General features: G+C 33.2%; 24 protein-coding genes and 1 pseudogene. 19 read left to right on the top strand and 6 right to left on the bottom strand.

Annotated elements, in window-relative coordinates; genetic code table 11:
* Nucleotides 1-4 precede the first annotated feature (4 nt).
* Both trpA and trpB read right to left on the bottom strand, forming a co-directional pair.
* On the bottom strand, nt 5-796 hold the full coding sequence (gene trpA / locus LS70_RS01265; protein WP_034287955.1) for a tryptophan synthase subunit alpha: 792 nt from the start codon (nt 794-796) through the stop codon (nt 5-7).
* Complete coding sequence (trpB, locus tag LS70_RS01260; protein WP_034287959.1) at nt 793-2088, bottom strand: tryptophan synthase subunit beta; 1296 nt, start codon at nt 2086-2088, stop codon at nt 793-795. Before trpB ends, trpA begins: the two co-directional genes overlap by 4 nt.
* A gap of 193 nt (nt 2089-2281) precedes the next feature.
* Between trpB and LS70_RS01255 the strand changes: the two genes are divergently transcribed.
* The 6 genes and pseudogenes from LS70_RS01255 to LS70_RS10395 all read left to right on the top strand — a co-directional run.
* Nucleotides 2282-3448, top strand: coding sequence for a hypothetical protein (locus LS70_RS01255; protein ID WP_034287962.1), 1167 nt, complete (start codon nt 2282-2284; stop codon nt 3446-3448).
* Nucleotides 3448-5037 (top strand): hypothetical protein, encoded by a 1590-nt coding sequence (locus tag LS70_RS01250; RefSeq protein WP_034287963.1) that lies wholly within the window; start codon nt 3448-3450, stop codon nt 5035-5037. The genes LS70_RS01255 and LS70_RS01250 overlap by 1 nt, the downstream gene beginning before the upstream one ends.
* 162 nt (nt 5038-5199) lie before the next feature.
* Complete coding sequence (locus tag LS70_RS01245; RefSeq protein WP_034289140.1) at nt 5200-6732, top strand: anthranilate synthase component I family protein; 1533 nt, start codon at nt 5200-5202, stop codon at nt 6730-6732.
* Nucleotides 6729-8348, top strand: a complete 1620-nt coding sequence (locus LS70_RS01240; protein WP_034287966.1) for a bifunctional anthranilate synthase component II/anthranilate phosphoribosyltransferase — start codon at nt 6729-6731, stop codon at nt 8346-8348. The genes LS70_RS01245 and LS70_RS01240 overlap by 4 nt, the downstream gene beginning before the upstream one ends.
* Nucleotides 8348-9865 carry a bifunctional indole-3-glycerol phosphate synthase/phosphoribosylanthranilate isomerase gene (locus LS70_RS01235; protein WP_034287968.1) on the top strand — a complete coding sequence of 506 codons (1518 nt, stop codon included), beginning with the start codon at nt 8348-8350 and terminating at the stop codon, nt 9863-9865. The genes LS70_RS01240 and LS70_RS01235 overlap by 1 nt, the downstream gene beginning before the upstream one ends.
* A gap of 29 nt (nt 9866-9894) precedes the next feature.
* Nucleotides 9895-10026, top strand: a pseudogene (locus LS70_RS10395) (thermonuclease family protein); the annotation flags it as partial.
* Nucleotides 10027-10067: 41 nt separating this feature from the next.
* On the opposite strand, the gene LS70_RS01225 reads toward LS70_RS10395, so the two are convergent.
* From LS70_RS01225 to LS70_RS01210, 4 genes are all read right to left on the bottom strand, one after another.
* Nucleotides 10068-10262: a type II toxin-antitoxin system HicA family toxin gene (locus LS70_RS01225; RefSeq protein WP_034287971.1), complete on the bottom strand. Its 195-nt coding sequence runs from the start codon at nt 10260-10262 to the stop codon at nt 10068-10070.
* Nucleotides 10246-10482, bottom strand: a complete 237-nt coding sequence (locus LS70_RS01220; RefSeq protein WP_034287974.1) for a type II toxin-antitoxin system HicB family antitoxin — start codon at nt 10480-10482, stop codon at nt 10246-10248. Before LS70_RS01220 ends, LS70_RS01225 begins: the two co-directional genes overlap by 17 nt.
* A gap of 30 nt (nt 10483-10512) precedes the next feature.
* On the bottom strand, nt 10513-11919 hold the full coding sequence (locus LS70_RS01215) for a relaxase/mobilization nuclease domain-containing protein (RefSeq protein WP_034287976.1): 1407 nt from the start codon (nt 11917-11919) through the stop codon (nt 10513-10515).
* Nucleotides 11920-11985: 66 nt separating this feature from the next.
* A complete protein-coding gene (locus tag LS70_RS01210; protein WP_034287979.1) occupies nt 11986-12174 on the bottom strand; it encodes a hypothetical protein in 189 nt (62 codons plus the stop codon).
* A gap of 778 nt (nt 12175-12952) precedes the next feature.
* Between LS70_RS01210 and LS70_RS01205 the strand changes: the two genes are divergently transcribed.
* The 13 genes from LS70_RS01205 (at nt 12953) to LS70_RS01155 (ending at nt 24400) form a co-directional block, all read left to right on the top strand.
* Nucleotides 12953-13261, top strand: coding sequence for a hypothetical protein (locus tag LS70_RS01205; RefSeq protein ID WP_034287982.1), 309 nt, complete (start codon nt 12953-12955; stop codon nt 13259-13261).
* A 20-nt stretch (nt 13262-13281) separates the two neighbouring features.
* Nucleotides 13282-13524, top strand: a complete 243-nt coding sequence (locus LS70_RS01200; RefSeq protein WP_034287984.1) for a VirB3 family type IV secretion system protein — start codon at nt 13282-13284, stop codon at nt 13522-13524.
* A gap of 9 nt (nt 13525-13533) precedes the next feature.
* Nucleotides 13534-16071 (top strand): ATP-binding protein, encoded by a 2538-nt coding sequence (locus tag LS70_RS01195; RefSeq protein WP_052083327.1) that lies wholly within the window; start codon nt 13534-13536, stop codon nt 16069-16071.
* A gap of 9 nt (nt 16072-16080) precedes the next feature.
* On the top strand, nt 16081-16218 hold the full coding sequence (locus LS70_RS10045; protein ID WP_162845084.1) for a hypothetical protein: 138 nt from the start codon (nt 16081-16083) through the stop codon (nt 16216-16218).
* 3 nt (nt 16219-16221) lie between these two features.
* The gene (locus LS70_RS01190) at nt 16222-16884 is read left to right on the top strand and encodes a type IV secretion system protein (RefSeq protein WP_034287988.1); all 663 of its coding nucleotides are present in this window, start codon (nt 16222-16224) and stop codon (nt 16882-16884) included.
* A 9-nt stretch (nt 16885-16893) separates the two neighbouring features.
* Nucleotides 16894-18003: a TrbG/VirB9 family P-type conjugative transfer protein gene (locus LS70_RS01185; protein ID WP_081949694.1), complete on the top strand. Its 1110-nt coding sequence runs from the start codon at nt 16894-16896 to the stop codon at nt 18001-18003.
* Complete coding sequence (locus tag LS70_RS10160; protein WP_236096403.1) at nt 18000-18701, top strand: hypothetical protein; 702 nt, start codon at nt 18000-18002, stop codon at nt 18699-18701. Before LS70_RS01185 ends, LS70_RS10160 begins: the two co-directional genes overlap by 4 nt.
* Nucleotides 18701-19174: a TrbI/VirB10 family protein gene (locus LS70_RS10155; RefSeq protein ID WP_236096414.1), complete on the top strand. Its 474-nt coding sequence runs from the start codon at nt 18701-18703 to the stop codon at nt 19172-19174. Before LS70_RS10160 ends, LS70_RS10155 begins: the two co-directional genes overlap by 1 nt.
* Before the next feature lie 9 nt (nt 19175-19183).
* The gene (locus LS70_RS01175; RefSeq protein WP_034287991.1) at nt 19184-19387 is read left to right on the top strand and encodes a hypothetical protein; all 204 of its coding nucleotides are present in this window, start codon (nt 19184-19186) and stop codon (nt 19385-19387) included.
* A 4-nt stretch (nt 19388-19391) separates the two neighbouring features.
* Nucleotides 19392-20777 (top strand): ATPase, T2SS/T4P/T4SS family, encoded by a 1386-nt coding sequence (locus tag LS70_RS01170; protein ID WP_161594694.1) that lies wholly within the window; start codon nt 19392-19394, stop codon nt 20775-20777.
* Entirely contained in the window at nt 20770-23154 is a 2385-nt protein-coding gene (locus tag LS70_RS01165; protein WP_081949696.1) for a type IV secretory system conjugative DNA transfer family protein, read from the top strand. Before LS70_RS01170 ends, LS70_RS01165 begins: the two co-directional genes overlap by 8 nt.
* 117 nt (nt 23155-23271) lie before the next feature.
* Entirely contained in the window at nt 23272-23505 is a 234-nt protein-coding gene (locus LS70_RS01160; RefSeq protein WP_034287993.1) for a hypothetical protein, read from the top strand.
* A gap of 40 nt (nt 23506-23545) precedes the next feature.
* On the top strand, nt 23546-24400 hold the full coding sequence (locus LS70_RS01155) for an ArdC-like ssDNA-binding domain-containing protein (protein WP_034287995.1): 855 nt from the start codon (nt 23546-23548) through the stop codon (nt 24398-24400).
* Nucleotides 24401-24433 lie beyond the last annotated feature (33 nt).

The raw sequence follows: 24433 nt of genomic DNA, 5'->3' as shown, positions 1-24433 counted from the left end.
TAATCTAAGATTCTTTAGATTCCCCCCAAAGCCCTTGAGTAAAAGCACAAAGCTTATTAGCAATCTCACCATTTGCATTCTCACTTTTCTTGCATATTTTATCAATATAGCGCACAAAGGCACTCCCTACAATAGCGATTGGCACAACTCCGCGCAAAGCGTCAATTTGTTCTTTGCTTTGGATTCCAAATCCTAGTGCAATGGGTTTTTGACAATGTGCTTTGACAACGCAAATATATTGCATTAAAGATTCATTAATTTGTGTGGTATCACCTGTGATTCCATTGCGTGCAACTACATAAACAAATGCACCACTTGCATTGCTTAGCTTTTCTATGCGTTTGGGTTTGGTTTGTGGTGCAATAAGTGCAATATTTTCTAAGCCCATTTTTCTAGCTTTTGCAAAGAGTTTTTCATCATTGCCCCACGATAAATCTGGCACAATTAGTCCATAAACCCCGCAAAGTTTCGCTTTTTTAAGGAAACTCTCTATACCATAGCAAAACAAAATATTCCCATAAGTCATAATTAATAATTTGGTTGTAATGCCACTATGCGCAAGCTTTTGCTGTAATTGGGTGATAAACTCAAATCCCAAATCTGTATTAAATCCATTTTCAAGTGCTACTGCGCATGCATTAGTGATTGTGATTCCATCTGCATTTGGGTCAGAAAAGGGAAATTGCACTTCTAAATATTTAGCCCCACCTAAACAGATTCCAAACGCTGCTTCTAGGCTTGTTTCAAAGTTTGGAAATCCCGCAACAATATGCCCCATTAAAGCAATTTCTTTCATTTTTGGATTCCTTTTGTGGGTGTTAGTGTATTTTGCATTTCATAAATTTCTTGACTTAGAAATTCTGCCCAACGCTCTTTTTGCAAGGTTTTTGCAGTGATAAAAATATCTTTATCTCCTCTGCCTGAAATATTTACAATGATTTTTTTGTTTTTTACACTTTTAGCAATCTTTAAAGCCCCTGCAAGCGCATGACTAGATTCCAAAGCTGCAAGGATTCCCTCAGTTTTGGCGAAGAATTGCAAAGCTTCCAATGCCTCACTATCTAAAGCACTCAAAAACTCTATGCGTCCAATCTCTTTTAAATGCGCAAGTTGCGGTCCAATCCCCGCATAATCAAGTCCCGCCGAGATAGAATAAGTTTCTAATAGGTTTCCATATTTATCGCTTAAAAATAAGCTTTTGTAGCCTTGTGCAATACCAAGATGCGCATTTTTATTATCCATTCGCGCAGCATTTTCTCCAGCACCACTGCCACGTCCTCCAGCTTCTACTCCAATTAATCGCACTTGACTTTTTAAATAATGATTAAAGAATCCCAAAGAGTTGCTTCCCCCACCTACACAAGCAATCATGATGTCTGGATTGCCTTTGAAAAACTTTCTAGTTTGTTTAGTGAGCTCTTTGCTGATAATGCTTTGAAATTCACGCACTATATCAGGATAGGGATAAGGTCCAAGCGTGCTTCCAAGCACATAAAAAGTGTTTTTGCTTTCTTTACTCCATTCCCTTAAAGCTTCATTAACAGCGTCTTTAAGTGTCTGGCTTCCACTCTCTACACTGACAACTTTTGCTCCTAGAAGCTCCATATTAAACACATTTGGGAATTGTCGTTTAATATCGCGCGCACCCATAAACACTACGCATTCCATACCAAGTTTGGCGCAAGCAGCACTTGTGGCAAGCCCATGTTGTCCTGCACCTGTTTCTGCAATGATTCGTGTTTTGCCCATTTTTTTTGCCAACAAAACTTGCCCAATGGCATTATTGATTTTGTGCGCGCCCGTATTTGCTAAGCCTTCAAACTTCAAATAAATCTCATTATTTAGAATCTTGCTTGCATTTTTGGCATAAATTAAAGGTGTCGGACGCCCGACAAATTCTCTATACAAAGTGTGTAGCTCTTCTTTGAATTCTTTGGATTTTAGAACATATTTATAATAGCCTTCTTCAAGTTCTTTTAATGCAGGGTAGAGAATCTCTGGCATATATTGCCCTCCAAAAGCATGTAAATCTCCTTTTGGAATCCCAAAAAAGCCTTTTTTAGACTTTAAAAACATTTTGTGCTTCATTTTTCTACTTTGTGTTGTGAATTTGAGTGCGTATTTTAACAAAATTTTATAGGAAATTCTGCAATTTCTACACATTTAGATTGTGCTTGTGGAATCCTAAACCAAAAAGATTCCATAAGTTTAACTCTCTCTTAACTTTTCAAAAGAAAATCCGATATAATGAGATAAGTTTATACAAAAGGAGGGAGGGGCAATGCTAAAAAAATATCTTTTTAGTTTGGTGCTATGTGGTGTATTAGGCACTCTATCTATTGCACAAACAGAATCCAAAATGCAAATCAGTGAGCCTTTAAGTGGAGTGGAAGCGAAAAAAGCGTTGCAAAATTTCCCAAAGGAAAGTAAAAGTGCGCTTAAAGTGAAACAAGGCGCGAAAGGAGGACAATTTCCTTATGAAAATGATGTTGTCCCCCCATTTGATTCGGCGACAGATTCGCTTGTGGCATTAAAAGATGCAAATGGCAATACAATATTGTTTGTAACTTACACGACAAAAACGCCTATCGCGGAGGTTGGAGTTTTAACCCCCAATCCTAGCAGACTTTATTCGCCCAATGATTTTGCTGTTTGGAAGTGGGATTCTAAAAAACAAGAATTATATGCAGAATATGTTAATGCTGGGACTTATTACAATGGCGGACGCAATCCCACAGATAAACATCCCGAATGGGGTATGCCTTATTCTAATAGTTTTGGAATGTGGATAAAGCTAGGCGGATACCCTCCAAAACCAATTCCATTGTTTAATCGAAATGAGGAGATTCTGCAAACAGACCCGGGCTGGGAATACCAATATTTCAATTTTCAACTATTAGAATCCGGACAACTATCAGTTACTACAAAATTAACAGATTATTCCACAGAAAGGATTATTACCACTAAGCCAATTCCGCTTAATAAATGGGTTTATGTCCAAGCAATTCAAGAAGTGCGTAATTATAAATTAGGCTGGAAAGCAGAAGATGGTAGTGATGAAGAGTTAGTAAAAAAAGAATTTAATGCAGACACAGTGGAGTTTAACCGAGAGACTTCATATATAAGAAAATTTGATACAGCTGAATTAATTAATTTTCTAAAGACGAGTAATTATCGCTTATATGTTAATGTCAAGGAACTTTTCTATAACCCTATCGTAGGAATGTTTGAATTAATGAATAATTACAATGCGAAAGAAAAGTTGATTTTCTCCACAGGCTCACAAATAACCTATGACATTAACACTTTGATTCAAGAATCCTATATTGTTTTAACAGGTGGCACTTCATCAATCCTAAATATCAATGATATAGACATTTACTATGACCCACAGACTTTGGACATTCTCCTAATAGATTGGCGGGTAAATCGTAGGGGAGCAAACTAATGAAAATAAATGCCAGCACAGGGTTAGGCGTAGAAAACCTAAGCACTCTCAAAGGGCAAATCAGCAACAATGGAATCAAACTAACAAAAGAAATGAAAGAGGAAATCGCAAAAGCAGAATATGAAGCTAAGGCTCGGGATACGAGATTGCGCGTTAGAAGTGTTTTGGGCTTATCTGGGCTTTATAGTGTTGATCGTTCTGATACATGGAATACTTTGAATTATCAAAAGTTACATTATTTTAAGTCAAGCTCATACGATCATATTCTCCATAACGATTATTACAACTATGGCGATAATGGCTATAACAATGGCTTAGGAACTTTCTTTAACTCCAAAGGAACAAGTAAGTATTTGGATACGCCTGTGGGGCAAATGGAAGTTTTCTTGGATTTAGACGATGATAACGACCAATATGGCGTAGGGACATTAGAAAGCGTAGGACAACTGGTCGGTTTAGATATTAATCAAGACGGATTTTTGGATTCTAGCGATGAGTTTTTTGACAAACTTAAGCTTAGAGGTTATAACTCTAATGGCGAAGAAGTGGTCTTAAAACTTAGCGATGTGTATAATGCGTTAGATTTGACAAAGTTTGTTAATACACAAAAAGATGTTGATGAGTGGGAGAAAAATTCTACCTATAAAAAAGATGGTATCACTTATCTAAAACGAAAGGTAGTCAATGGCACTTCCCTTTTCCGCCCTGAAGAGAGCTATAAAAGGCTTGACGATAGTCAAAAGAGTAGCTTCAAAGAAATGTTTAAAAACAACGCAGATGAAAATGGCTGGATAGACTTCACCAAAACAAAAACCGATGAATATGGGCAAAAGCAATATGTCTTTAAAGATTTAGCAAACTCGCTAAGCCTAGCGTATAATAAAGTCGGATTAAATGGGGATACAAGGCTAGAGCGCATAACATTTGGGTTTTTTGATAAAAGCGATAAAAACTATCTCGCCGATGTGAAATCTAGGTTTAATGGCATGTATAAAGATTATTACAATGGCGAGGGTAACAAGCTTGCGATACAAAGAGAATTTCAAGTCATCACCGGAATGCAGTTTAGCGAGGAGAAGTTTAAAGAGTTTTATGAGGGATTAAACAATCCAACAACTGCAAACAAATATGCAAATGCCCTAAAAGATGTGGATTCTGTCGTGGGAATGAAGCTAAATGATAATGGAATGCTAACCCTTGCTTTTGATTCGGGAAGAACGATGTATATTAGTTTAGATGATTTATTTACAAGTGATGGAGAGTTTAATCTAACAGAAAAAGGCGAGAGAGCAAGTGTAATGAGTGGAGCTTCCTCTATGAATGAAGAAGAATTAAACCAACTAGACTTTAGCCAAATCGGAGCAGATACTAATGGTGGTATTTTCTCTCTCGCAGAACTTGGAGTAGAGTTTATCCGCAAAGAAACCTTTTCTAATGGACGCACTGCGTTTATTCTCACCACAAGAGATAACAAAGAGATTGTTGCTTCCACGCTTTACAAAATCCGAAGCGTAGAAGATATGGTAAAGTTTGCAGAATTAGAAGAAAAAGACAAGCTAAGAGCGATGAAGTTTGAAAGAGAGGCGTAAGAGGTAATCTCCTTGCATCATCGCAGAGGTTTTAGCCTCGTGGGCATATGATTTAACTGCCAAAGTTTAAGCTTAAGATTGCGCAATCAAACTTGCGCATTTAATAAAATCTTTAATCTTAAAAATGTAGAATCCGCGAAAATCATTTGCAAAGAAGTTTTTATGTTTGAATTTCTAAAAAACACCAATAAGCAAGGAATCAAAGCAAGTTTTAGTATTTATAAAATCCCAGCTCTCAAAATCACTCCTTTAATAGTATGCGAGAGCTTGAATGCTCCTGTTTTGCTAGAATCTGCATTTTTAAAGACAGGTAAAGGACGCTTTTCTATTTTGATTCTTAAAGAAGCCTTTAGGATTATCAAAGAAAATGACGAGGTTTTTTTACTAGAAAATTCCCAAAAGCACGCACTTAAGAATTTATGCAAAATCGGGGATTTTTCTTTGCCAAGCAAACCAAAATTCCTTGACTTTTTGGACGCATTTCGCCGACTTTCTCCAAATCCCTTTGCTTCAAATTCTGTGGTAGAATCTAGCAATCAAATAATTTCTAGTGATGAGATAGAATCTTTGCCTTTGCCATTAGGTGGAGTAGGGTATCTAGGTTATGAATTTTTTGGAGAAATTGAGGAAGTAGAGTTCCAAAAAGACGCACTTTATGAAGCAAGTGAGAATGCTTTTATTTTTGGGAGAGATTTTGTTGTTTTTGACCATTTTTTTGAATCTCTTTATATCGTGAGTGTTGCTTACGAGGGGGAATCACAAAGGCAAAATACCGCGCAAAGAGTGCAAGAGTTAGCGCATACTTTAGAGCATTTGAATTTGCAAGATACGCTTAAGCAAACTTACATTTCAAAGATTACTTCTAAAGATAAGGAATCTTATTATACGCAAATGGTTAAGACTTTGCAAAATGAGATTTATAAGGGAAATTTGCTCCAATGTGTGCCAAGCCAAAGCTTAGAAATTACAAGTGATTTGCCACCCTTGCAAGCTTATGAAAACCTGCGCACACATAATCCAAGTCCCTATATGTATTATTTTGATTTTGGTAATTATCAAATTATCGGAAGTTCTCCTGAAGTGCTCATCAAAGTCAAAACAACTGCGCCAAAGGAAGCAACCCTCACAATTCGCCCTATTGCAGGAACGCAAGGAAGGGGCAAAAATGCGTTAGAGGATTCCAAACTAGAAGAGGAATTAAAGGCAAATGCTAAAGAAAATGCGGAGCATTTGATGTTGCTTGATTTGGGGCGCAATGATGTAGGCAAAGTCGCTAGACCTAGAAGTGTGAAGGTTACGCAAGAAAAAGTGATTGAAAAATACGCAAGAGTGATGCACTTAGTCTCTGAAGTGCAGGGGGTTATGGATTTAGAATCGCATAGGAAAATTGACGCGCTTTATTCTGCATTTCCTGCTGGAACGGTTAGTGGCGCACCTAAGATTCAAGCGATTAAAACCATAGAATCCTTAGAATCGCATAAGCGCGCAATTTATGCGGGAGCAATTGGGTATTTTTCCCAAAATGGCGATATGGATTTTGCGATTGCTATCCGCACTGCTGTTTATCAAAAAGGTGTGTATTATCTCCAAGCAGGAGGTGGAATCGTTTATGATTCTAACCCAAAAGAAGAATATATTGAAACACAAAACAAAATGCGCTCGCTACTTGAGGCAATTTTAGGAGAGAAAGTATGATTTTACTCATTGATAATTACGATTCTTTTACCTACAATATTTATCAAGCATTGGCTGTTTTTGGCTATCCGATTAAAGTTTTGCGCCACGATAAAACGAGCCTAGAAGAGATAGAATCCCTTAATCCAAGTTATATTGTTTTAGGACCCGGACCTAAAAGTCCTAAAGATTCTCCGCTAAATATCCAAATTGTGCAGAAATTTAAAGGAATCTATCCGATTTTGGGGATTTGTTTGGGACATCAAGCGATTCTAAGTGCTTTTGGTGTGGAGATTAAGAATGCTAAAAATATCGTGCATGGCAAAGTAGAGCCTCTATTGCACAACCAAAAAGGAATCTTCCGCCATATTGCACAAAAAACCCCGATTGCGCGTTACCATTCTTTAGTGGGTAAGCGTGAGGAGATTCCAGAGTGTTTTATCATCAGCGGCAGCAGTGAAGATGGTGAAGTAATGGCGATAGAACATAAGCAATACCACTTGATAGGATTGCAGTTCCACCCAGAATCTATCGGCACGAAAGAGGGTGAGAAAATGCTCCAAAACTTCTTGCATTATGCGCGTGAGCAAATTCCTATAAAAGACTATCTCAAAAAATGCTTGAAACTAGAATCGTTAAATTTCCAAGAAAGCTATAATCTAATGGACGAGCTTACAGAGGGTAATTTAACAGACGCACAGATTGGAAGTTTCCTCACAAGCCTAGAGATTAAAGGGGTCGATGAATATGAGCTTGCGGGATTTGCTTCGGTGTTAAAACAAAAGGCGGTGCGTTTTGGAACAAAAAAGGATAAAGAGATTTTGTTTGATATGGTTGGCACAGGTGGAAGCAATGCAAAGACTTTTAATGTCTCTACGACTTGCGCACTTCTTTTAGGAACACTTGCCAAAAAGCAAAATTTCGGAATCATCAAGCATGGCAATCGTGCTATTACTTCTAAAAGTGGTTCGGCGGATTTGTTAAATGCGCTTGGAATTAATCCAAATATGGAATTACAAAACGCACAAAAGGCTTTTAAGGAATTAAATCTTACTTTTCTCTTTGCACAAAAGTTTCATGCTGCTATGCGCTTTGCCGCTCCAGCGCGTGGTAGTTTAGGATTCAAAACCGCTTTTAACTTGATTGGTCCTCTAAGTAATCCCGCACCTATCACACACCAACTCATCGGCGTATTTGACAAATCCTACACAGAGATTATTGCAAAAGCTTTAGCGATTTTAGGGGTTAAACGCGCAATGGTTGTCAGTGGGTTAGATGGTTATGATGAAATTTCACTTTGTGCGCCTACGCAAATTACAGAATTGCGCAATGGTGCAATCAAAACTTATATTTTTAATCCTATTGAAGTGGGGCTTAGCTTTGCAAGTTATTCTATGCTTAAAGGTGGCAATGCAGAAGAAAATGCGCAAATTACAAAAGATATTTTTAATGCAATGCCTTCACCAAGGTTAGATTTGGTTGCACTTAATCTAGGTGCTGCACTTTGTGTGCTTGATATTGTAGAATCCTTAAAAGAGGGATTTTTCCACGCAAAGCAAATCATAGAATCTAAAGAAGTTTTTGGTATTTTGGAGAGATTCCAAAATATCAGCAATCTAAAAATAGCAGGTTTATAATGGAGTTTTATAGTGGAGTGCCAACGATTCTAAAGGAAATTTTGGACAAAAAGCAAAAGGTTGTTTTACGCACAAATACACGCACAACACCGCTAAATCCTCCAAATTTGGATTCTTCTTTAATTATTGCAGAAATCAAACGCGCAAGTCCAAGTGCTGGAAATATCGGCGAAATTGCAAATCCTAATGCGCTTGCAAAGGCGTATTTGCAGGGTGGAGCAGGTGCTATTTCTGTGTTATGTGAGCAGGATTATTTTAAGGGTGATTTGGAGGATTTAAAGAGGGTTAAAGAAAGTAATCCAAAAGCTTGTGTGCTACGAAAAGATTTTATCACAAAGATTGAGCAAATCGCAGAATCTTACGCTTTTGGTGCGGATATGGTGCTACTTATCGCTGCGGTGTTTGTGGGTGAAAACAATCCTTATGGTGGATTTTTGCAACTCAAAAAACTTTATTTAGAATGCCTTGAGTTTGGTTTGACGCCTTTAGTAGAAGTGCATAATGCGCAAGAGGTGGAGTTTATCACACCTTTGAATGCCAAACTCATCGGGATTAATTCTCGCAATTTGCATACTTTTATCATTGATAGAATCCAAGCTTATAATCTTTTAGGGGAAATCCAAACTAAAAATCCACAAAGCAAAGTGATTTTTGAATCTTCGTTAAATTGTGATTTTGATGGCTTTGTGGTTGGGAATTTGGGTTTTGATGGGATTTTGTGCGGGAGTTATTTGGTGCGCAATAGTGAGCCAAAGAATGCGCTAACTAGCTTAAAGGAATCCCTAGAATGCGGGAAAAAGGATTCTAATATCTTTTATAAAAATGTCTTTAGGTTGCTTGATTCTCCTTTGGGATTTGTGAAAATTTGTGGAATCACAAACACGCAAGATGCTTTAATGTGTGCGCAAGGTTTGCAAGAATTAGATAAAGATTCCAATCAAGCCCAAAAAATTGCTGCATTAGGATTCATCATAGAGCCAAAATCCCCGCGCTTTATAGAGATAGAGCGCATTAGGGCAATCGCAAAAGAGCTAGAGCGATTCCCTAATATCCTAAAAGTCGTTGTGCTAAAAGATGATAAAAATCAAATGCAGTCTGCACTGAAGCTTTATCAAGATGGAATCATTGATGCGTTGCAATTACACGGGATAAAGAGGGCAGGTTGGTTTGGTGGAGTGGAGCTAAGAGGGGCTAAATTTGCATTTTATGAAGCTTGGAATGTGGAGAATGCAGAGGATTTGGGTGAGTTTGTTAGTCCTTTTGTTTTGTTGGATTCTAAAAGCATTTTAGGTGGTGGAAGTGGGCAGAGAATTGGTTTAGAAGTTTTAGAACAGCTTAAAAGTAGGGTGCAAACTTTATGTGTTGCTGGTGGAGTGGGCATAGAAAATTTAGAATCCCTAAAAAAACTAGGTGCAAAAATGCTAGATATTAATTCTAGCATAGAATCTAAAGTAGGCAAGAAGGATTTAGCAAAACTTCAAAGCTTGATAGCACATTTAAAAAACTTCAATAGCTAAAGTGCTACAATAATCAAGTCAAAAATGGAAATGCTTGGGCTTACTCTTACCAACAAAATACCAAATATAATTCTTTGGAATCTTTAGCGAGAGAACAAAGACTAGGCTTATGGCAAGAAAGCAATCCGATGAATCCTAGAGAGTTTAGGAGGAGGTTTTAAGTTATATTCTAAGGAATTTTAGAAATCTTAATACTGATTAGTTATTTTTCAATACTTTCAAAAATTTGTTTAACGATTTTAGGGTGTAAAGTTTTACCACTATGAAAAGGCAATACTTGAAGAATATCTCCTTTAGCATAAATTCTATGGCTACCTTTTTGCCTCTTAAATTCAAAGCCATTCTCTAAAAGAATTTTTTCTGCTTCTTTAGCTGTTATTTTAGGATACTCGGGCATTTTCAATCTCTGTAATTTCAATCGGAACAATGGAGAATATTTTATTTTTAAGAGATTCTGTCTCTTTCTCATTTAGACTTTCTAAATATAATTGTATTGCCTCTTTAATATTTGTAATAGCTTCCTCGTATGTTTCACCTTGAGAAACACAACCTTTTAATTCTGGAACATATGCAAAATAACCAAATTCATCTTTTTCAATTACTGCATTTAAAATCATTGTTTAACCTTTTAAAAAGCTAGAGAGTTGTTATTGAAATTGTGTAGGAGATTTTATTATTTCCTTGTCAATGCCAACATTTTTCACTTCAAAACCCCTAGCGTTATTTTTAAATCCAACTCTATTGTTTCTATTGTTGTTGATTAGATTCTCACTCTTATCTTTTATTTTAAGTGCTAGTGCATTTAAAATCTCTTCATTGCTTTTGCGCAATTCTTTAGAAAGAGATTCAAACTCTTTGTATTGAAACTTAGCAATATGAGATTTATCCTTTAAGATTTTCTCTAAAGTATTATAACGCATTTTCATTAAATTTTTAATCACTTCTGTATTGCTATCTAGCAAATCCATTCTCTCTAATCCTAAATGATTTTTTAAAACCATTATTTTATTATATTCTAATTCTTTCTTTTTCTTAATGAGTGTAAAAGTATTAGAATATGTGTTTAATAAATGCGCAGTTATTAAACTAGAGCTTAGAGAATCTTGCAGAATTTTATTCATACTAGATTCTTTTAAGGTAATTTCTTTTTCAAAACGATTTAAAAGAAAGATTTGTTGTTTGGAGAGATTCTTTTTAGCATAATTTTCTTTGACGAATTCAATATAGCGTTTCTTTTCTTGCAAGGAAGAATAATCTTTACCTTTATTGAAATCTAATTCCCTGTAATTATCTAACCTAATAAATTCTTGTTTTAACTTTTTAGAATCTAAAGCAATATTTTTATACAAATTGCGCATAGATTTGATTTTTTCATTGTAATTTTTAACTTCTTTAAATTTCTTAAAATAGATTTTATTCTTATCTCTTTGCGCTTCTAATGCTTCTATTAAGATTTGATTTTTTTCTTGATAAAGATTGCTTAGAATTGTTTTTACTGCATTGGATTTTTTCTCTAAATTTTTGATTTTTTTCTCTAAAGCATTTTGTTCTTTGCTAAGAGATTCGCTAAGAATGACTTTGGATTCTAAATTGTTTGCCCTAAAGGATTCTAATTCTTTTTGTAGATTATTTTCTAATCTTGTTTTGTTTTGATAGTTAAAGCCTCTTGCATTTAAAGCCAAAGCAAAATCATTTCTCATTGTATTAAAGAAATATTTAATTTCTTCTCTGGAATCAAAATGGATTTTTTTCTTTGTAAAAGCATTTCTTTTGTTTAATAAAATATGAATATGAGGATTGTTTTGATGAGTATGGGGGACTAAAACATAGCTATAACCAAAGAAGTTTTTATCTAAGACTTGTTTGGTCGCACTTAGTAAATTTTCCATATTACGCGGAGTAGTATTTTCTTTGATAGAAAATGTTAAATGCCAAACATCTTTAGAATTTTTGTTTGTGCCAAAATCTCCCTCCCATTCTCTTAAAACTTCTGAAGTTTCTAATTTTCTACCACAATCATCAATGCAATAAAAATTATCAGAATGCTTAATCACATAGTTTAATGCGTTTTTAAATCCTTGCCTATTTAAATTAGAAATATTTTTAACTACTACTTGCTTTTAAAGATAGCTAGAATCTCCACGAGCATTTTTATGATAAGTAATCATAGAGTGATTAAAATGCACACTCTTATCTTCTTTAAATTCTTGATAAACTCTTTTGGCTTTTATCTCTTCAAAATCCCAAAATAAATTACTTCTTCTCCCTTTTTTAAATTCAGCAAAAGAGAAGAAATATTTGTAAGACATATTGCAAATTTCCTTAAAAATATAATAAAAAAGATTCTACAAAAAGTAAAGCCAAAAGTAAAGGCATAATTTTGAGCAGGATAACCCTTTATATGTGCCAAAATATGTGCTAAAATGCACAAAAAAGACTAATAAATCCCAATAAATAGGGCTTTATGTAGATTTTCTTAAGAAAATGAAAATATTATTGATTTTTTTGAGATTTTATAAGCAAAAGTTTTCAAAGCAAAAAGTAAATTTTTTAAATTCAAAGTAATATCTTTAAATCCAAAGTCAAAATTTAAAATCTCAAGTAAAAAGTTTAAATCTAAAGTAAAACTTCTTTAAAGATTCCAAGTAAAATTCTTTAAATGAAAAGCAAAAGATTTAAGATTATAAGTGTAATATCTTTAAATCCAAAGTATTAAATTTTTAGAGTTAGAATCGGTATAAATGCTAATAAAATGATAAAAATCTCTTTAGAATCTATTATCTATTTTTACAAAAAGTAACAAGCTTGATTTAAAAAATAATAAATTTTTATTTGCGGAAAATTTGTTTTAATTTTTAGATTCTAAAAACTTTTCTAAACAAAAGAAATCACAAAATTTTTAACTCCACACCTTGAAAAGCTTTTAAGAATATTTTAATGTAATTTCAATTTATTTTAAGCAAGTTTTAGAATTTCAAACATTCTATTTTACGCAATTCTTATAAAAAATTACTCCGCAAAAATACCTTTGTGCTTTTTTAAAAATTCCCATTATCATTGCATCAAATTTATTCACAAGGATTAAAAATGTTGAAAAAAATTTGGTTTAAAGTCTCGCTACTTTTTCTAGTCAATATGCCTCTTGCTTTATTTGCTGCAAATGATAGCGCACTGGGAAAATTTAAAGGACAATTTGAAACAGAAGTTACAAACACTGCTTCAGATATTGCTTCAATGGTAAATATTTTTGTAAGTGTGATTGGAATCTTATGGCTAGTGATTCTTTTTATTATTGTAATGTTTAATAAAGAAAGAATGATGGAACACATTAAGGGAATCATTGCTGTATCTGTAATACTAGGAATTGTGTGGGGAATCTCAAAATCTCTAATTTAAAAACTTTAAGGAGAAAAGAAATGTTAAATAGCCTATGTTATAGAGAAATGACAAAAAAACCAAAGGCAAAAGGTTTGACAATTACTTCTTGGATAATTTGGGCTTTTAGCACTTTTATCCTTTGGTTTTTAATTGCTTTTTATATGCTTCCTGTGAGCATTAGTATTCTTGCTTTGCTTTATACCTTAGAATTTTTTGATGAAGATATTTATGATGTTTTAAAAGCAAAATCAAAAATAAAATCTAAAAAATTTTACGCTTAAAGGCAAAAAATGTTGAAAAGCTTTTTAAAAAATAATCGCTCACAAACTAAACAAAAAAATACAAACAAAGATATAAAAAAACTAGATATGTTTAAAATGATTAATAATATTTTAAAGCAAGGTGATAGTCTTTTTACATTAGGACAACCTAATATTTATTCTCTAGCTCAAGAAAATAATATTGCGCAAAAATATGATGAGAATCTTATTTGCACAAGTGATAAAAATCTTTGTATAGGATTTAAACTTTTTGGATATTCTTATTCTAGTGTAACACCTGAAGAAGAATTAATGCTTTCTGAATCTCGTAATAGATTTTTTACTTCTTTGGATAATGATGTAGAGATGAATATTATCTGCAAAAAAGAAAAAATACTTTTAGAAAATACAAAGCAAGAGATTAAAAATCCTTATGCAAAAGAAATTGTTGATAAATGGGAAAATCTGCGTGAAGCTTATCAAATTGTCTATTATATTATCATCTCCACAAAAACTAAAGCGATTTTAGGAGAACTCAATAAATTTAAAGACAAACTCACAAAAGAAGAGCTAGAAGCAGAGCAAGACCAAAAAGAGCAAGAAGAGCAAGAAGAAAAACAAAATTTTAATGAAAATGATACCAATATCATTGAACTATCTAAATTCCAAAAACAATCGCAAGCAATTAATTATGGTTTTAGACAAAAAGCAGAAAGATTAAACAATATCAAAGAGAGTTTAAGAAGCACAATGGGAGCATTTAAACCCAAACAACTCAATGCTGATGAGCTTATTAATTTTTTTGCGACTTATGCTAATCTGCAACCCACCAATTTAAAATATAGCTCCGAACTCTTAACTGATTGTTATATTACTTCTAATGTGGAATTTAAAAAAGACTATATCGTTTTTTACACCAACACAGGAAAGACAATTTATGCAAGATTTATAAGTGTTAAAGCTTATGAAACAGAAAATATTTCAAGCTTAATTAACACTGCAATTTTGCGCCAAAATTTGGAATATACAATTTTCATTCACGCTGAAACCTATCCTAAAGATAAGGCGTTAAAAAAGATAAGAGATATAGCAGTTTTTGCTGTTCAAGAAGCAAAAGCAATGTTAGAATCTTTAAAGCAAGACATACAAAGTGATAGAGAAAAATTGCTTGAAGTGAGTTATTCTATTCTTATCTATGATGAAAATAGAGAAATTTTAGAGGAAAAAACAAACCAACTCAAAGGGGTGCTAGAGAATCAATCCTTAGCAACTACAAGAGAAACAATTAATCTAATCCCTTTATATTTCTCATTTTTTCCAAGCAGAGGCAATCTTAATGCAAGACTAAGAAGTTTGCAAAGTAGTAATCTTGCAGTAATGATGAATCTTGAAAATGATATTTTAGGATTTAAAGATAATCGCTGGGGAAATGCACCTATTAGCATTTTTAGACATTTAAGTGGAAGCCCTTATTTCTTTAACTTTCACGCAACAAATGGTAAAGAAGCAAGTGGGCATACAATGATTATCGGAGGGACAGGCACAGGAAAGACTGCTTTAACACAATTTTTAATGTGTAATCTCTTTAAATATAATATTAATATCTTTGCGCTAGATAAGCTAAGAGGAATGCACAATTTTGCAAGATATGTAGAGGGTGAATATCACGATTTAGAGGATTCTAGCGGATTTAAACTCAATCCCTTTTCACTAGAAAAAACCATAGAAAATAAAGGTTTTCTAAAAGCTTTTCTAGCAATGATGTGTGGTGTTACCAAACACGATACACAAGAAATCAACAATATTAACAACACTCTTGATAGAATCCTTGAATTACCTCACGCGAAATTAAACGATTTTTACGATTCCATTGAAATAATGCAAGATTCTAAAGATATTAAAATGGCTTTAAAAGAGTATATCGGAGAGGATTCTATTTTTGATAATAATGAAGATGCTCTAAACTTTGAAAAACAGCTTGCGATTTTAAATATGGACGCCATACTTAAAAATAAAGAGTTAAGTGCATTAACTGCAATTTATTTATTCCACAAAATTAAAAATGTCTCCAAAAATAGCAACAAAGGATTCTTTGTTTTTGTAGATGAATTAAAAGATTATCTCAATGATGAAATTATGCGTGAGCATATCCTAGAAGCAATTTTAGAAGTTAGAAAAATTAATGGGGTAATTATGATGGCAACCCAAGATATAGGATTTTTTAGAGAGATTCCTAAAGGACAATCTTTTTTATCTAATATGACAAATTTTCTTATCTACCCAACTAACAACCAAAAAAGCTTAGAAGATATGAGAGATTTAATCAATCTCACAGGTTCTGAAGTGGCTTTTTTAAGACAAACACAACCTATTGAAAGAAAAATTTTGCTCAAAAGAGGAGATTATAGCGCAATTTTAGATGTGAATCTAAGCAGACTTGGAGAGCATTTAAGAGTATTTAGTTCAGACGCTGGAGATGTTAAGAATCTCAAAGAGCTTAAACGCACTTATGGAGAGCGTGAGTGGAGAAATCTCTATTTAAAAAATCATCAAATCCCACAATATTAAGGAGAAACAATGAAAAAAATATTTTTAAGTCTTAGCCTCATTGCAATGGTATTTTCATTGAATGCGTGTAGCACAAAATCAAAAATTGACAGAAAAAGCCCTTGCGCTTGTTTTGAAATTGAAAAAATGCCAAATAATAAGGGATAGGCAATGATGAAAAGCTTAAAAGACCCTAATTATATTTTTCAGTTAGAAAAAAATATTACAAAGATTTTATTTTTGCTTGTAATTGCTTTAACAACAATGCTAACTCTAGCAATTCTAGCAATCGCGATTTTACTTCCGCTCAAAGAAACAAAACCTTATCTTGTATTCTTTTCAGACCCACAAGGAAGCTTCTTTAGGGTAGAAACAGAGGGTTTTAATGTGCGAAGTGATGTTGCTTTGCTTAAATCTCTCCTTGCAGGTTATGTTCTAAAGCGAGAAACAATCAATCGGATTGATGATGATATAAGATACCGAGAAATTGCCTTGCAAAGCGATAATAAAGTTTATGGTGTTTTTCAAAAAGCAGTTACACAACAAGGCTCTATTTATCAAACAAGAAATCTTTATAGAGAAATAGAAATTATTAATAGCCAACTTCTCTCTAATGATATTGCAAGTGTGGAATTTATTGCAATTACTAGGCAAGGAGAATTACAAACAGGTTATCAAAGATATAAGGCAACCTTAAAATTTGGATTTGAAACAAGAGAAATTGCAGAAAATGCAATCCCTTTGAATCCAACAGGATTTAAAGTTTATGAATATGCTTTAAGTAAAGTCAATGTTGAAACACTAAATCCAGCAAATCCAAAAAATAATAAATAAGGAAAAATAATGAATAAAAAGTTAGCCATTCTTGGAATTAGCATTACTTTAAACACTTATATCTATGCGTTAGACCCACAAACACAAGAGGCTTTAAATAATGCTTTTGAAATTCAAAAGGAAGTAGAAAAAAGAGAATTAAGCGGAGAATCTCCCTTTAATAGTGGAAAGCTTACAATGGAGAATAAAGATTCCTATGTTGGCAATAATATTTCTGTTTCTCAATCTTATCAGAATCCCCATTATCAAAATCAAGCTTATGCACAAGGCTATCCACAAGAAGAAATTAGCGAGGAACAAATCTTATTGATGAAACAAGCTTTAAGAAATAAAAATCTAAGAGCAATCCAGCAAAAATTTTTGAATAAGAAATATACAGGATTTGAAAATACTCTGACAATTCCTTATGAAGAGAATAAAACACAAAAGATTCGCACACGCTTTACAATGGCAACAACTTTAATGTTTGATGCGGATATTGCAAGTTATATTCTAGGAGACCAAAGCGGTTTTAGAGTAGATGAGATTCCAAATTTAAATAATGCTCTCTCTATCAAACCGCTTTTAATTGGAATTGATACAAATCTTACAATTTTCACCAAAGACAATAAGATTCACAATTTCTACCTTTATTCTACGGATTATAAAAGCAAAGAAAATCCTAATTTACTTGTAAAAATTACTGATGATGAAAGTTTGGAGATTGTTAAAGAATTAAGAGAAAAAGAAGAGAAAGAATTTTTAATTATCAAAGAGGGTATTGCAAAAATCAAAGTCAAAAGAAGCGAGATAGACAACAACTATAAGCAAAAAGCCAAAAGAGAAAATGAATGGTTGTTAGCAGAAGAGATTTTTAGTGATGATACTTTTACTTATTTCAAATACGATAAGAAAAAGAACAATAAAATCCCTACAATTTTTGCAGTAATTGATAAAAAAGATACACCTGTTGAAACAAAGGTTATAGGGAATTATATCATTGCAGAAACAAGGAATCCAAAATGGACAATTTGGAGTGGAGATTCTTATGTATGTGTAGAAAAAATTCAACAAAACACAACTAAAGAATCCACATACACACTTCCAAATAAAGTAGAAACAAGGACAATTAAACAATGAAAAATGGTATTCTAATCAGTTTAATTGCCTCTTTGGTTTTGAATCCTTTATTTGCTGAAAGTATCTTTGTTGATAGTTCTCATCAAAGCCAAAGTCAAGAAGTCAAAGAATCCCAAAAAGAAGTTTTACAAGAAAACTTAGATTATCTTTTTGATACGAATTATCCGCTTGATGATTATCTTTATAAGCAAAAACCTAAGCCAAAATATCTTGATAAAGATTTTGCTCAAAGAGAAGACCCTAATGCTTTGAATCAAGATAATGTAAATACTGATAATGCAATGATAAATAAAGCAGAAATCTTAAAAAGAGAGATTGAAGCAAAGGAGCAGATAAGCACCGCGAAAAAGGTTGTGGAGGATTCTAAAAACGCCCAAAAATCAATCTCCCAGCCAAAGCCCCCAAAGCCCCTTACAAGAGAGCAAAAGCTCAATGCAATGCTAAGGGATTCTATTTTGGCAGAAAGAGGAAATCAAGAAACTTATTTTTCTAGTAGTGGCAGACAATGGGGAGTGGATAGATTTTCTAATCAAGAAAATATTGATACCGCCACAAATGAACATAATCTCTTACGAATGATAAGGGCAGGGCGTTTAATTCCAGCAACTCTTACAACTGCAATTTCAAGTGATTTGGCAGGAATTGTAAGTGCGCAAATTGAAGAAGATATTTATATGCCACAATGGGAAGAGCAGTGATGATTCCGCGAGGCAGTAAAGTTATTGGACAATATCAAGCAAGCGGAGAAGTTACAGGACACGCAAGATTACAAATACAATGGCGTGAAATTATTACTCCTCAAGGAGTGAATATTTTACTAACAAATGCCAATGTGGCAGATTCTATGGGAATGAGTGGAGCGGAGGGGTATTTAAATAATCGCTATTTAGAAAGATATGGAATCCCTTATGCGCTTTCTACTTTAACAAATGTGTTGTTGCTTTCTATTGCTACAAATAACAATAAGGGTAACAATACTTATAGTGAATCTATTTACAACCAATCCCAAACAGATTTAAGCACGATTGTGCAAGAAATTCTAACACAGCAACGAGCAATTAAGCCAACGATTGAAATTAAAGCGGGTAGTAGAATTTTTATTGTGCCAACACACCATATTTGGTTTCCAAAACCTAAAAATAACGAAGTTATGGTGAAATATTTTAAGTAAGGAGAAACAATGGCAGAGTTTAACGAAGTAGTGAGTTTTATGGAGAATGTAGAATCCAAAAATGCAAAGCTAGAAAAAAAGAAAGAATCTCTAAAGAAAGTCTATAAGGAAATTACACAACTAGAATCCAATCTAGCTAGAGTAAAGCTAAAAGCCACAAAGATTTTAGATGAGATTAAAACTCTAAGTAATCCTAGCAATGCAGAGGCTTGAATTAATGCAAGAAGAAAACGCAAATCTAAGAGCTATTGACCAATCGCAAGAAATTAGTGCGATTCTAAAATCCATTCTTAGACACTTTGATAAGTATCTCTCTTTGGACGCAAACGAACTCATTATCAACAGAGAAAAAGAAGTTTTGATTGATAGACAAGGCGAATGGGAAATTATTGCTGATGAAACACTTAGTTTAACTATTTTAGAGAGCTTTTTAAAAGAATTAGCAACAAAGAGAAAAGCTTTTAATGCAAGTAATCCTAGTTTATCTTGCGAGCTTCCCTATCCCTATTTAAGATATAGGGTTCAAGCTCAACATCAAAGCGTTTTATTTAACTCTAATATCGGAATTTCAATAAGAATCCCAAGCAAAGCTAGATTTGAATTAAATGCTTTTACTTTAAGTGATTTATGCTTAGAGAAAGGTTGGACTTATGAAAAAATCAAAGATTTAGTTAAAGCGCATAAAAGTATTTTAATTAGTGGAGGAACAGGCACAGGAAAAACAAGTTTTTTAAATGCTTTAGCTAATGAGATTTATGAAAATGAAAGAATCGTAACCATTGAAGATTCTCAAGAGCTATCTTTAAAGAATCATAATATTTTACAACTTGCAGTGCCAAAGGTAGAAACAAATACTTATAGTTATAGAATGGCTATTGATAATGCTTTAAGATTAAGACCCGATAGATTGCTTTTAGGCGAAATTGATATGCGCAACACTCTCCCTTTTTTAAGAGCTTCTAATACAGGACACGATGGCAACCTAAGCACACTTCACGCAAATAGCCCAAAAGACGCAATTAAAGCTATTGCGATTAATGTAACTTTAGGAGGAGGATTGCAAAATCCAGATTCTAAAATGATGAACTCTTATATTGAAAGTGGAGTAGATTATATCATTCAAATCAAAAGAGTAGGGAAGCAAAGAGTAATTACTGATATTTTAAATCTTAAAGAAACAGATTTAATACTTTATTGTAGGAGAAAGGAAATGAGGTTGAATCTATATTTAAATCCGCAAGAATATAAAATTTTATCAAGACTGAAAACCCAAACAGGCTATACAAAAAATGCAATCATTCGCAAAATGATTCAAACAGAATCCATTAAAAACAACAATGAAAAGCTTATTTATTTTATAGAGCTAAACAGAACCTTTATTGATAATATCCATAAAATCGGAAATAACATTAATCAAATTGCACACAGACTTAATATCTCTTCTGAACAAATTAATCCTAATGATTTACAAAATATTTACTCACAAATGAATGAAGTAAAGAAGATTTTAGAAGAATATAAAGAGATTTATAAGGAAAACAAATTGGATTCACTAAGTATTGAAAAATCTTATCGTAAAAACAAGGAATCACAAAATGACTAATAATAATGTTATAGGAGTTGGAAAAGAAATTACACTTAAACGATGGCTCATAGGATTTTTAATATCCTCTATAATGAGCGCGATTCTTTATTTTTTAGCAGTGAAATATATTTTTAATCCAAATTTCAAAGACTTATTTAATGTAGGGATTTTAATTCTGCAAAATATCTCAAGTGGGACATTAAAATTTAAAGCTTACCTTGCAATTTTGGTTGGATTAATGCCACTTTGCACCCTAATTGTTTATTTTTTCATACACACAAACAAATCATTAGAAACTTATGGAAGTGCCTCTTTTGCAAGAAAAGAGGATTTTCCAGCGATGAATATTAATGGTGAGAAAGGCTTAATGCTAGGAGTTTTATTAAAAAAGAATGGTGAAGTAGAACAATATTTGCGTTGTTTAAGTCCTTTAGCTTGTTTGATTGTCGCACCGCCCGGAACAGGAAAAACTGCAAGTATCGCTTTACCAAATCTTTTTTCAATCTTTAATTCTGTTGTGGTTTTGGACATTAAAGGAGAGCTTTATCAAAAAAGCGCAGGGTATCGCCAACAAAAATTTGGGCATAAAATTTTAAGATTCTCACCCCTTAATACTGATGAAAATACTATGTTTTTTAATCCTTTTGATAAAAAGGTGATTAAAGACTTAGATTATGTGGAGATGAAGACACTTGCAGACCAAATCGCAGGAACAATTTTTGTAGGAGAAAAAGGCAAAGAAAACGACCATTGGATAGTCAGTGCAAAAACAATGTTTAGTTTCTATGCGACTTATTTTATGCAAAAAAATGGACATACAAGCTTAGGAGAATTGGCTCAAGCTCCAAAAATGGATAAATATCATCTAATTAGTGATGAAATTAAAGTGCAATTTGAATTAGCTCAAAAAGACGAATATACAGGGGAATTGGGCGAAAGAGATTCTAGCAAAAGTGAAGAAAAAGCTTTCTTTACGCAAGTGAGCTTAGATGAATCCTTGCACGACATTACAAGAAATCAAGCAAAGGCTTATACAAGTTCAGCAGAAACAGAATTTGCAAGTATTAAATCCACCTATGATACCTTTATGGCTGTTTTCCAAAATCCACGCGTAGCAAGTGCTACTTCAACAATGAGTTTTGATTATTATGATTTAAGAGAAGAAAAAATCTCTTGCTATGTTGTAATTCAAAGTGAAGATATTGATATTCTAGCACCTCTTATTAGAATCTTTGTAGAGACAATGTTTAAAAAACTAATGAGCGGTAAAGAAAACAGCGACCCTAATAAATTTATCTATTTTATCGGTGATGAGTTTGTGCGGTTTGGAAAAATGCCTTACCTTTTAGAAGCTCCTGCGCTTTGTAGAAGTTATGGATTGATTCCAATCTATATTACACAAAGTTACGAGCAAATTAAAAAATATTATGGGGAAGATGATTTAAATATTTTAAGAAGCAATGTAGGTTACCAAGTTGTTTTCACAATGAATAGCGCAAAAGACGCAGAAGAGTTAAGTAAAATGATAGGGAAATTTACAAGAAAGAAACTCTCTTCTAGCAAAGGCAACCTAGATTTAATTAAAAGCAATGATTCTGTTTCTAGTGAGGGATATGAGCTTGTTCCTGCCCAAGATATTTTAAATATGCCAAGCACTGATATTTTAATCCTTATTCGTGGATTCGTCAAACACCCTATTAAAGCCAAAGTGAATTTTTGGTTTAAAAATAAAGAGTGGCAAGGTGCAGATAAGATTCCTGTTAAAAGCGAGGAAGAATTACAACAAGAGAGAATAGCACAAGAGCAAAAAGAAGATACAGAAACTCCAAAAGAAACAGAAGCAATTAAAGATTCTACTTCCACACTGCAACCCAAAGCAAGAGTGCAAATTGTTGTTGATGAAAACATTAAAAATCTTGAAAACAACCCAACAAATCAAAATCGCTATATGCAAGTTGTAATGGACAAGAAAGAAACACAAGAATTAGAACAAGAAACAGAATCTATCTCTAAAGCAACAGAGCCTAATTCTGAAGCAATAGAATTTAACTCTGAAGCTTCGCAATTAAATCCTAAAGCTTCGCAAGAACAAAACAAATCAGATTCCAAAGATTCTAACACTCAAGAATCATCAGAAATAAGCCAACAAGACCAAGAAGAAGTCAAAGAAAAAAGAGCGTTAATTCAACAAGAATTAGGAAAAGAGGGATTAAAAAAATTCTTTAAATTCCATATAGAAAAATGTGTTTCGCCAGAATACATTACAACAGATGAGCAATGGAATGAATCTTTAGAGAATTTCAGAAATAAATTTAATAGAAACGAGGTTAGTTATAGCTACATAGAAACATTAATTGCAATGATTAAAGAGGAAGAAGAAATGGATACCGCGTAAGTCTCTCTTCCTTGCCATAAGCTAAATTAAGTCTATAAGTGTTGATAGATTTACTTTAGCTTATTTTTAAAGCAACAGCAGAGAAAGTAAGCTAAAAATTACCAAAAAGGAAAGCAAATGCAAAACAAAGTTGATTCTAAATCCGATGAAATCGCTAATGAAAATTTAGAAGAATTAGTGATTCCAGAAATTGATGCCAAACCATTGTCTAAAGAGGATGCCCAAATGTTGTTAGAAGAGGCGAAGTTAGAAAGTGAGCTTCAATCTCATTTTACAGAGCCTGACGCTTATGATGAAGAGGGAAATCCTTTGTATTCTGATTTTAGAGATGAAATTGATACAAGACATTAAATAGGCGCAAAATTATTGCTAGACAAACAAGGAAAATTAAATGGAAAACAAAGAAAATGTAACTGAAAACAAAGAAACAAAAAAATGGGAAGAAATGGACAATAGCGAAAGATTGGATTTTGTGAATAAGAAAAAACGAATCCTTGTCGCTATGGCTATGAGTGAGAAAAACATAGGAAAAATGTTTTGGAATAAAGAAATGGATACCAAAGACATTGAAAAAACTATGCCTTACAACAAAGCCACAGGAAAACCATTTTTAGGGCTTAATGGAGTTTTAATGCGCGCTTTTGCTGATGTTAATGGCTATAAGAGCAATGAATTTATCAGTGCAAAGCAAGTCTTTGAATTAGGCGGAGAAATCAAAACTTATCCGATTTTTGATAAAGAGGGTAATCCTGTTCTTGATGATAAAGGAGAGCAAATTTGTAAAGGAAAATCTTTTCAATACGAATATCTTGCAGACTTTGGAATGCAACCTAAAATTGACCCTAAGACAAATGAGCCGATGAAAGCAATTTCACAAGAGGGTAGAGAATATATTGTTAAAGAGCGTGTAGATTATCCAACGCCAAAGCTTGAAACAACAAATCTCTACCATATTAGCGAGATTAAAGGCATTGATAAAAGTAAGCTTAAAAGTTTGGATTTAACAAATTTGCCAGACTATAGACAAAAGTTAGCAGAGCAAATAAGAAGCACTCTTCCTAACCTTCAAAAATTAGGAATCACAGGAATGGCTCAAAGCACAATTATGAGATTCTTAAATGCTCAAAATAAAGGAGAGAATTATATTCCAACATTATCACAAAAGCAGGTAGCAGAAAAATATAAGCAAAATGAAATTGCTACCAAAGCCAAAGAGAATCCAAAAGCTCAAAGCAGGGGAATGTAGGAATTTTAATCTCTAGGATTTAAGTTAAGAGTT

It is taken from the genome of Helicobacter sp. MIT 11-5569, from assembly GCF_000765695.2.
In the GTDB taxonomy this organism is placed as follows: Bacteria; Campylobacterota; Campylobacteria; order Campylobacterales; family Helicobacteraceae; genus Helicobacter_D.
The sequence above is the reverse complement of the archived record's forward strand: the minus strand, read 5'-3'. Positions and strand labels throughout refer to the sequence as shown.

Bases quoted from the DNA above. Each gene is read 5' to 3' on its own strand.
- LS70_RS01160 (WP_034287993.1), top strand. From the start codon at position 23,272: ATGCAAAACAAAGTTGATTCTAAATCCGATGAAATCGCTAATGAAAAT.
- trpB (WP_034287959.1), bottom strand. From the start codon at position 2,088: ATGAAGCACAAAATGTTTTTAAAGTCTAAAAAAGGCTTTTTTGGGATT.
- LS70_RS01195 (WP_052083327.1), top strand. From the start codon at position 13,534: ATGTTGAAAAGCTTTTTAAAAAATAATCGCTCACAAACTAAACAAAAA.
- LS70_RS10155 (WP_236096414.1), top strand. From the start codon at position 18,701: ATGATTCCGCGAGGCAGTAAAGTTATTGGACAATATCAAGCAAGCGGA.
- trpA (WP_034287955.1), bottom strand. From the start codon at position 796: ATGAAAGAAATTGCTTTAATGGGGCATATTGTTGCGGGATTTCCAAAC.
- LS70_RS01235 (WP_034287968.1), top strand. From the start codon at position 8,348: ATGGAGTTTTATAGTGGAGTGCCAACGATTCTAAAGGAAATTTTGGAC.
- LS70_RS01155 (WP_034287995.1), top strand. From the start codon at position 23,546: ATGGAAAACAAAGAAAATGTAACTGAAAACAAAGAAACAAAAAAATGG.
- LS70_RS01210 (WP_034287979.1), bottom strand. From the start codon at position 12,174: ATGTCTTACAAATATTTCTTCTCTTTTGCTGAATTTAAAAAAGGGAGA.
- LS70_RS01190 (WP_034287988.1), top strand. From the start codon at position 16,222: ATGATGAAAAGCTTAAAAGACCCTAATTATATTTTTCAGTTAGAAAAA.
- LS70_RS01185 (WP_081949694.1), top strand. From the start codon at position 16,894: ATGAATAAAAAGTTAGCCATTCTTGGAATTAGCATTACTTTAAACACT.
- LS70_RS01225 (WP_034287971.1), bottom strand. From the start codon at position 10,262: ATGCCCGAGTATCCTAAAATAACAGCTAAAGAAGCAGAAAAAATTCTT.
- LS70_RS01175 (WP_034287991.1), top strand. From the start codon at position 19,184: ATGGCAGAGTTTAACGAAGTAGTGAGTTTTATGGAGAATGTAGAATCC.
- LS70_RS01170 (WP_161594694.1), top strand. From the start codon at position 19,392: ATGCAAGAAGAAAACGCAAATCTAAGAGCTATTGACCAATCGCAAGAA.
- LS70_RS10045 (WP_162845084.1), top strand. From the start codon at position 16,081: ATGAAAAAAATATTTTTAAGTCTTAGCCTCATTGCAATGGTATTTTCA.
- LS70_RS01250 (WP_034287963.1), top strand. From the start codon at position 3,448: ATGAAAATAAATGCCAGCACAGGGTTAGGCGTAGAAAACCTAAGCACT.
- LS70_RS01205 (WP_034287982.1), top strand. From the start codon at position 12,953: ATGTTGAAAAAAATTTGGTTTAAAGTCTCGCTACTTTTTCTAGTCAAT.
- LS70_RS01255 (WP_034287962.1), top strand. From the start codon at position 2,282: ATGCTAAAAAAATATCTTTTTAGTTTGGTGCTATGTGGTGTATTAGGC.
- LS70_RS01240 (WP_034287966.1), top strand. From the start codon at position 6,729: ATGATTTTACTCATTGATAATTACGATTCTTTTACCTACAATATTTAT.
- LS70_RS10160 (WP_236096403.1), top strand. From the start codon at position 18,000: ATGAAAAATGGTATTCTAATCAGTTTAATTGCCTCTTTGGTTTTGAAT.
- LS70_RS01200 (WP_034287984.1), top strand. From the start codon at position 13,282: ATGTTAAATAGCCTATGTTATAGAGAAATGACAAAAAAACCAAAGGCA.
- LS70_RS01165 (WP_081949696.1), top strand. From the start codon at position 20,770: ATGACTAATAATAATGTTATAGGAGTTGGAAAAGAAATTACACTTAAA.
- LS70_RS01220 (WP_034287974.1), bottom strand. From the start codon at position 10,482: ATGATTTTAAATGCAGTAATTGAAAAAGATGAATTTGGTTATTTTGCA.
- LS70_RS01245 (WP_034289140.1), top strand. From the start codon at position 5,200: ATGTTTGAATTTCTAAAAAACACCAATAAGCAAGGAATCAAAGCAAGT.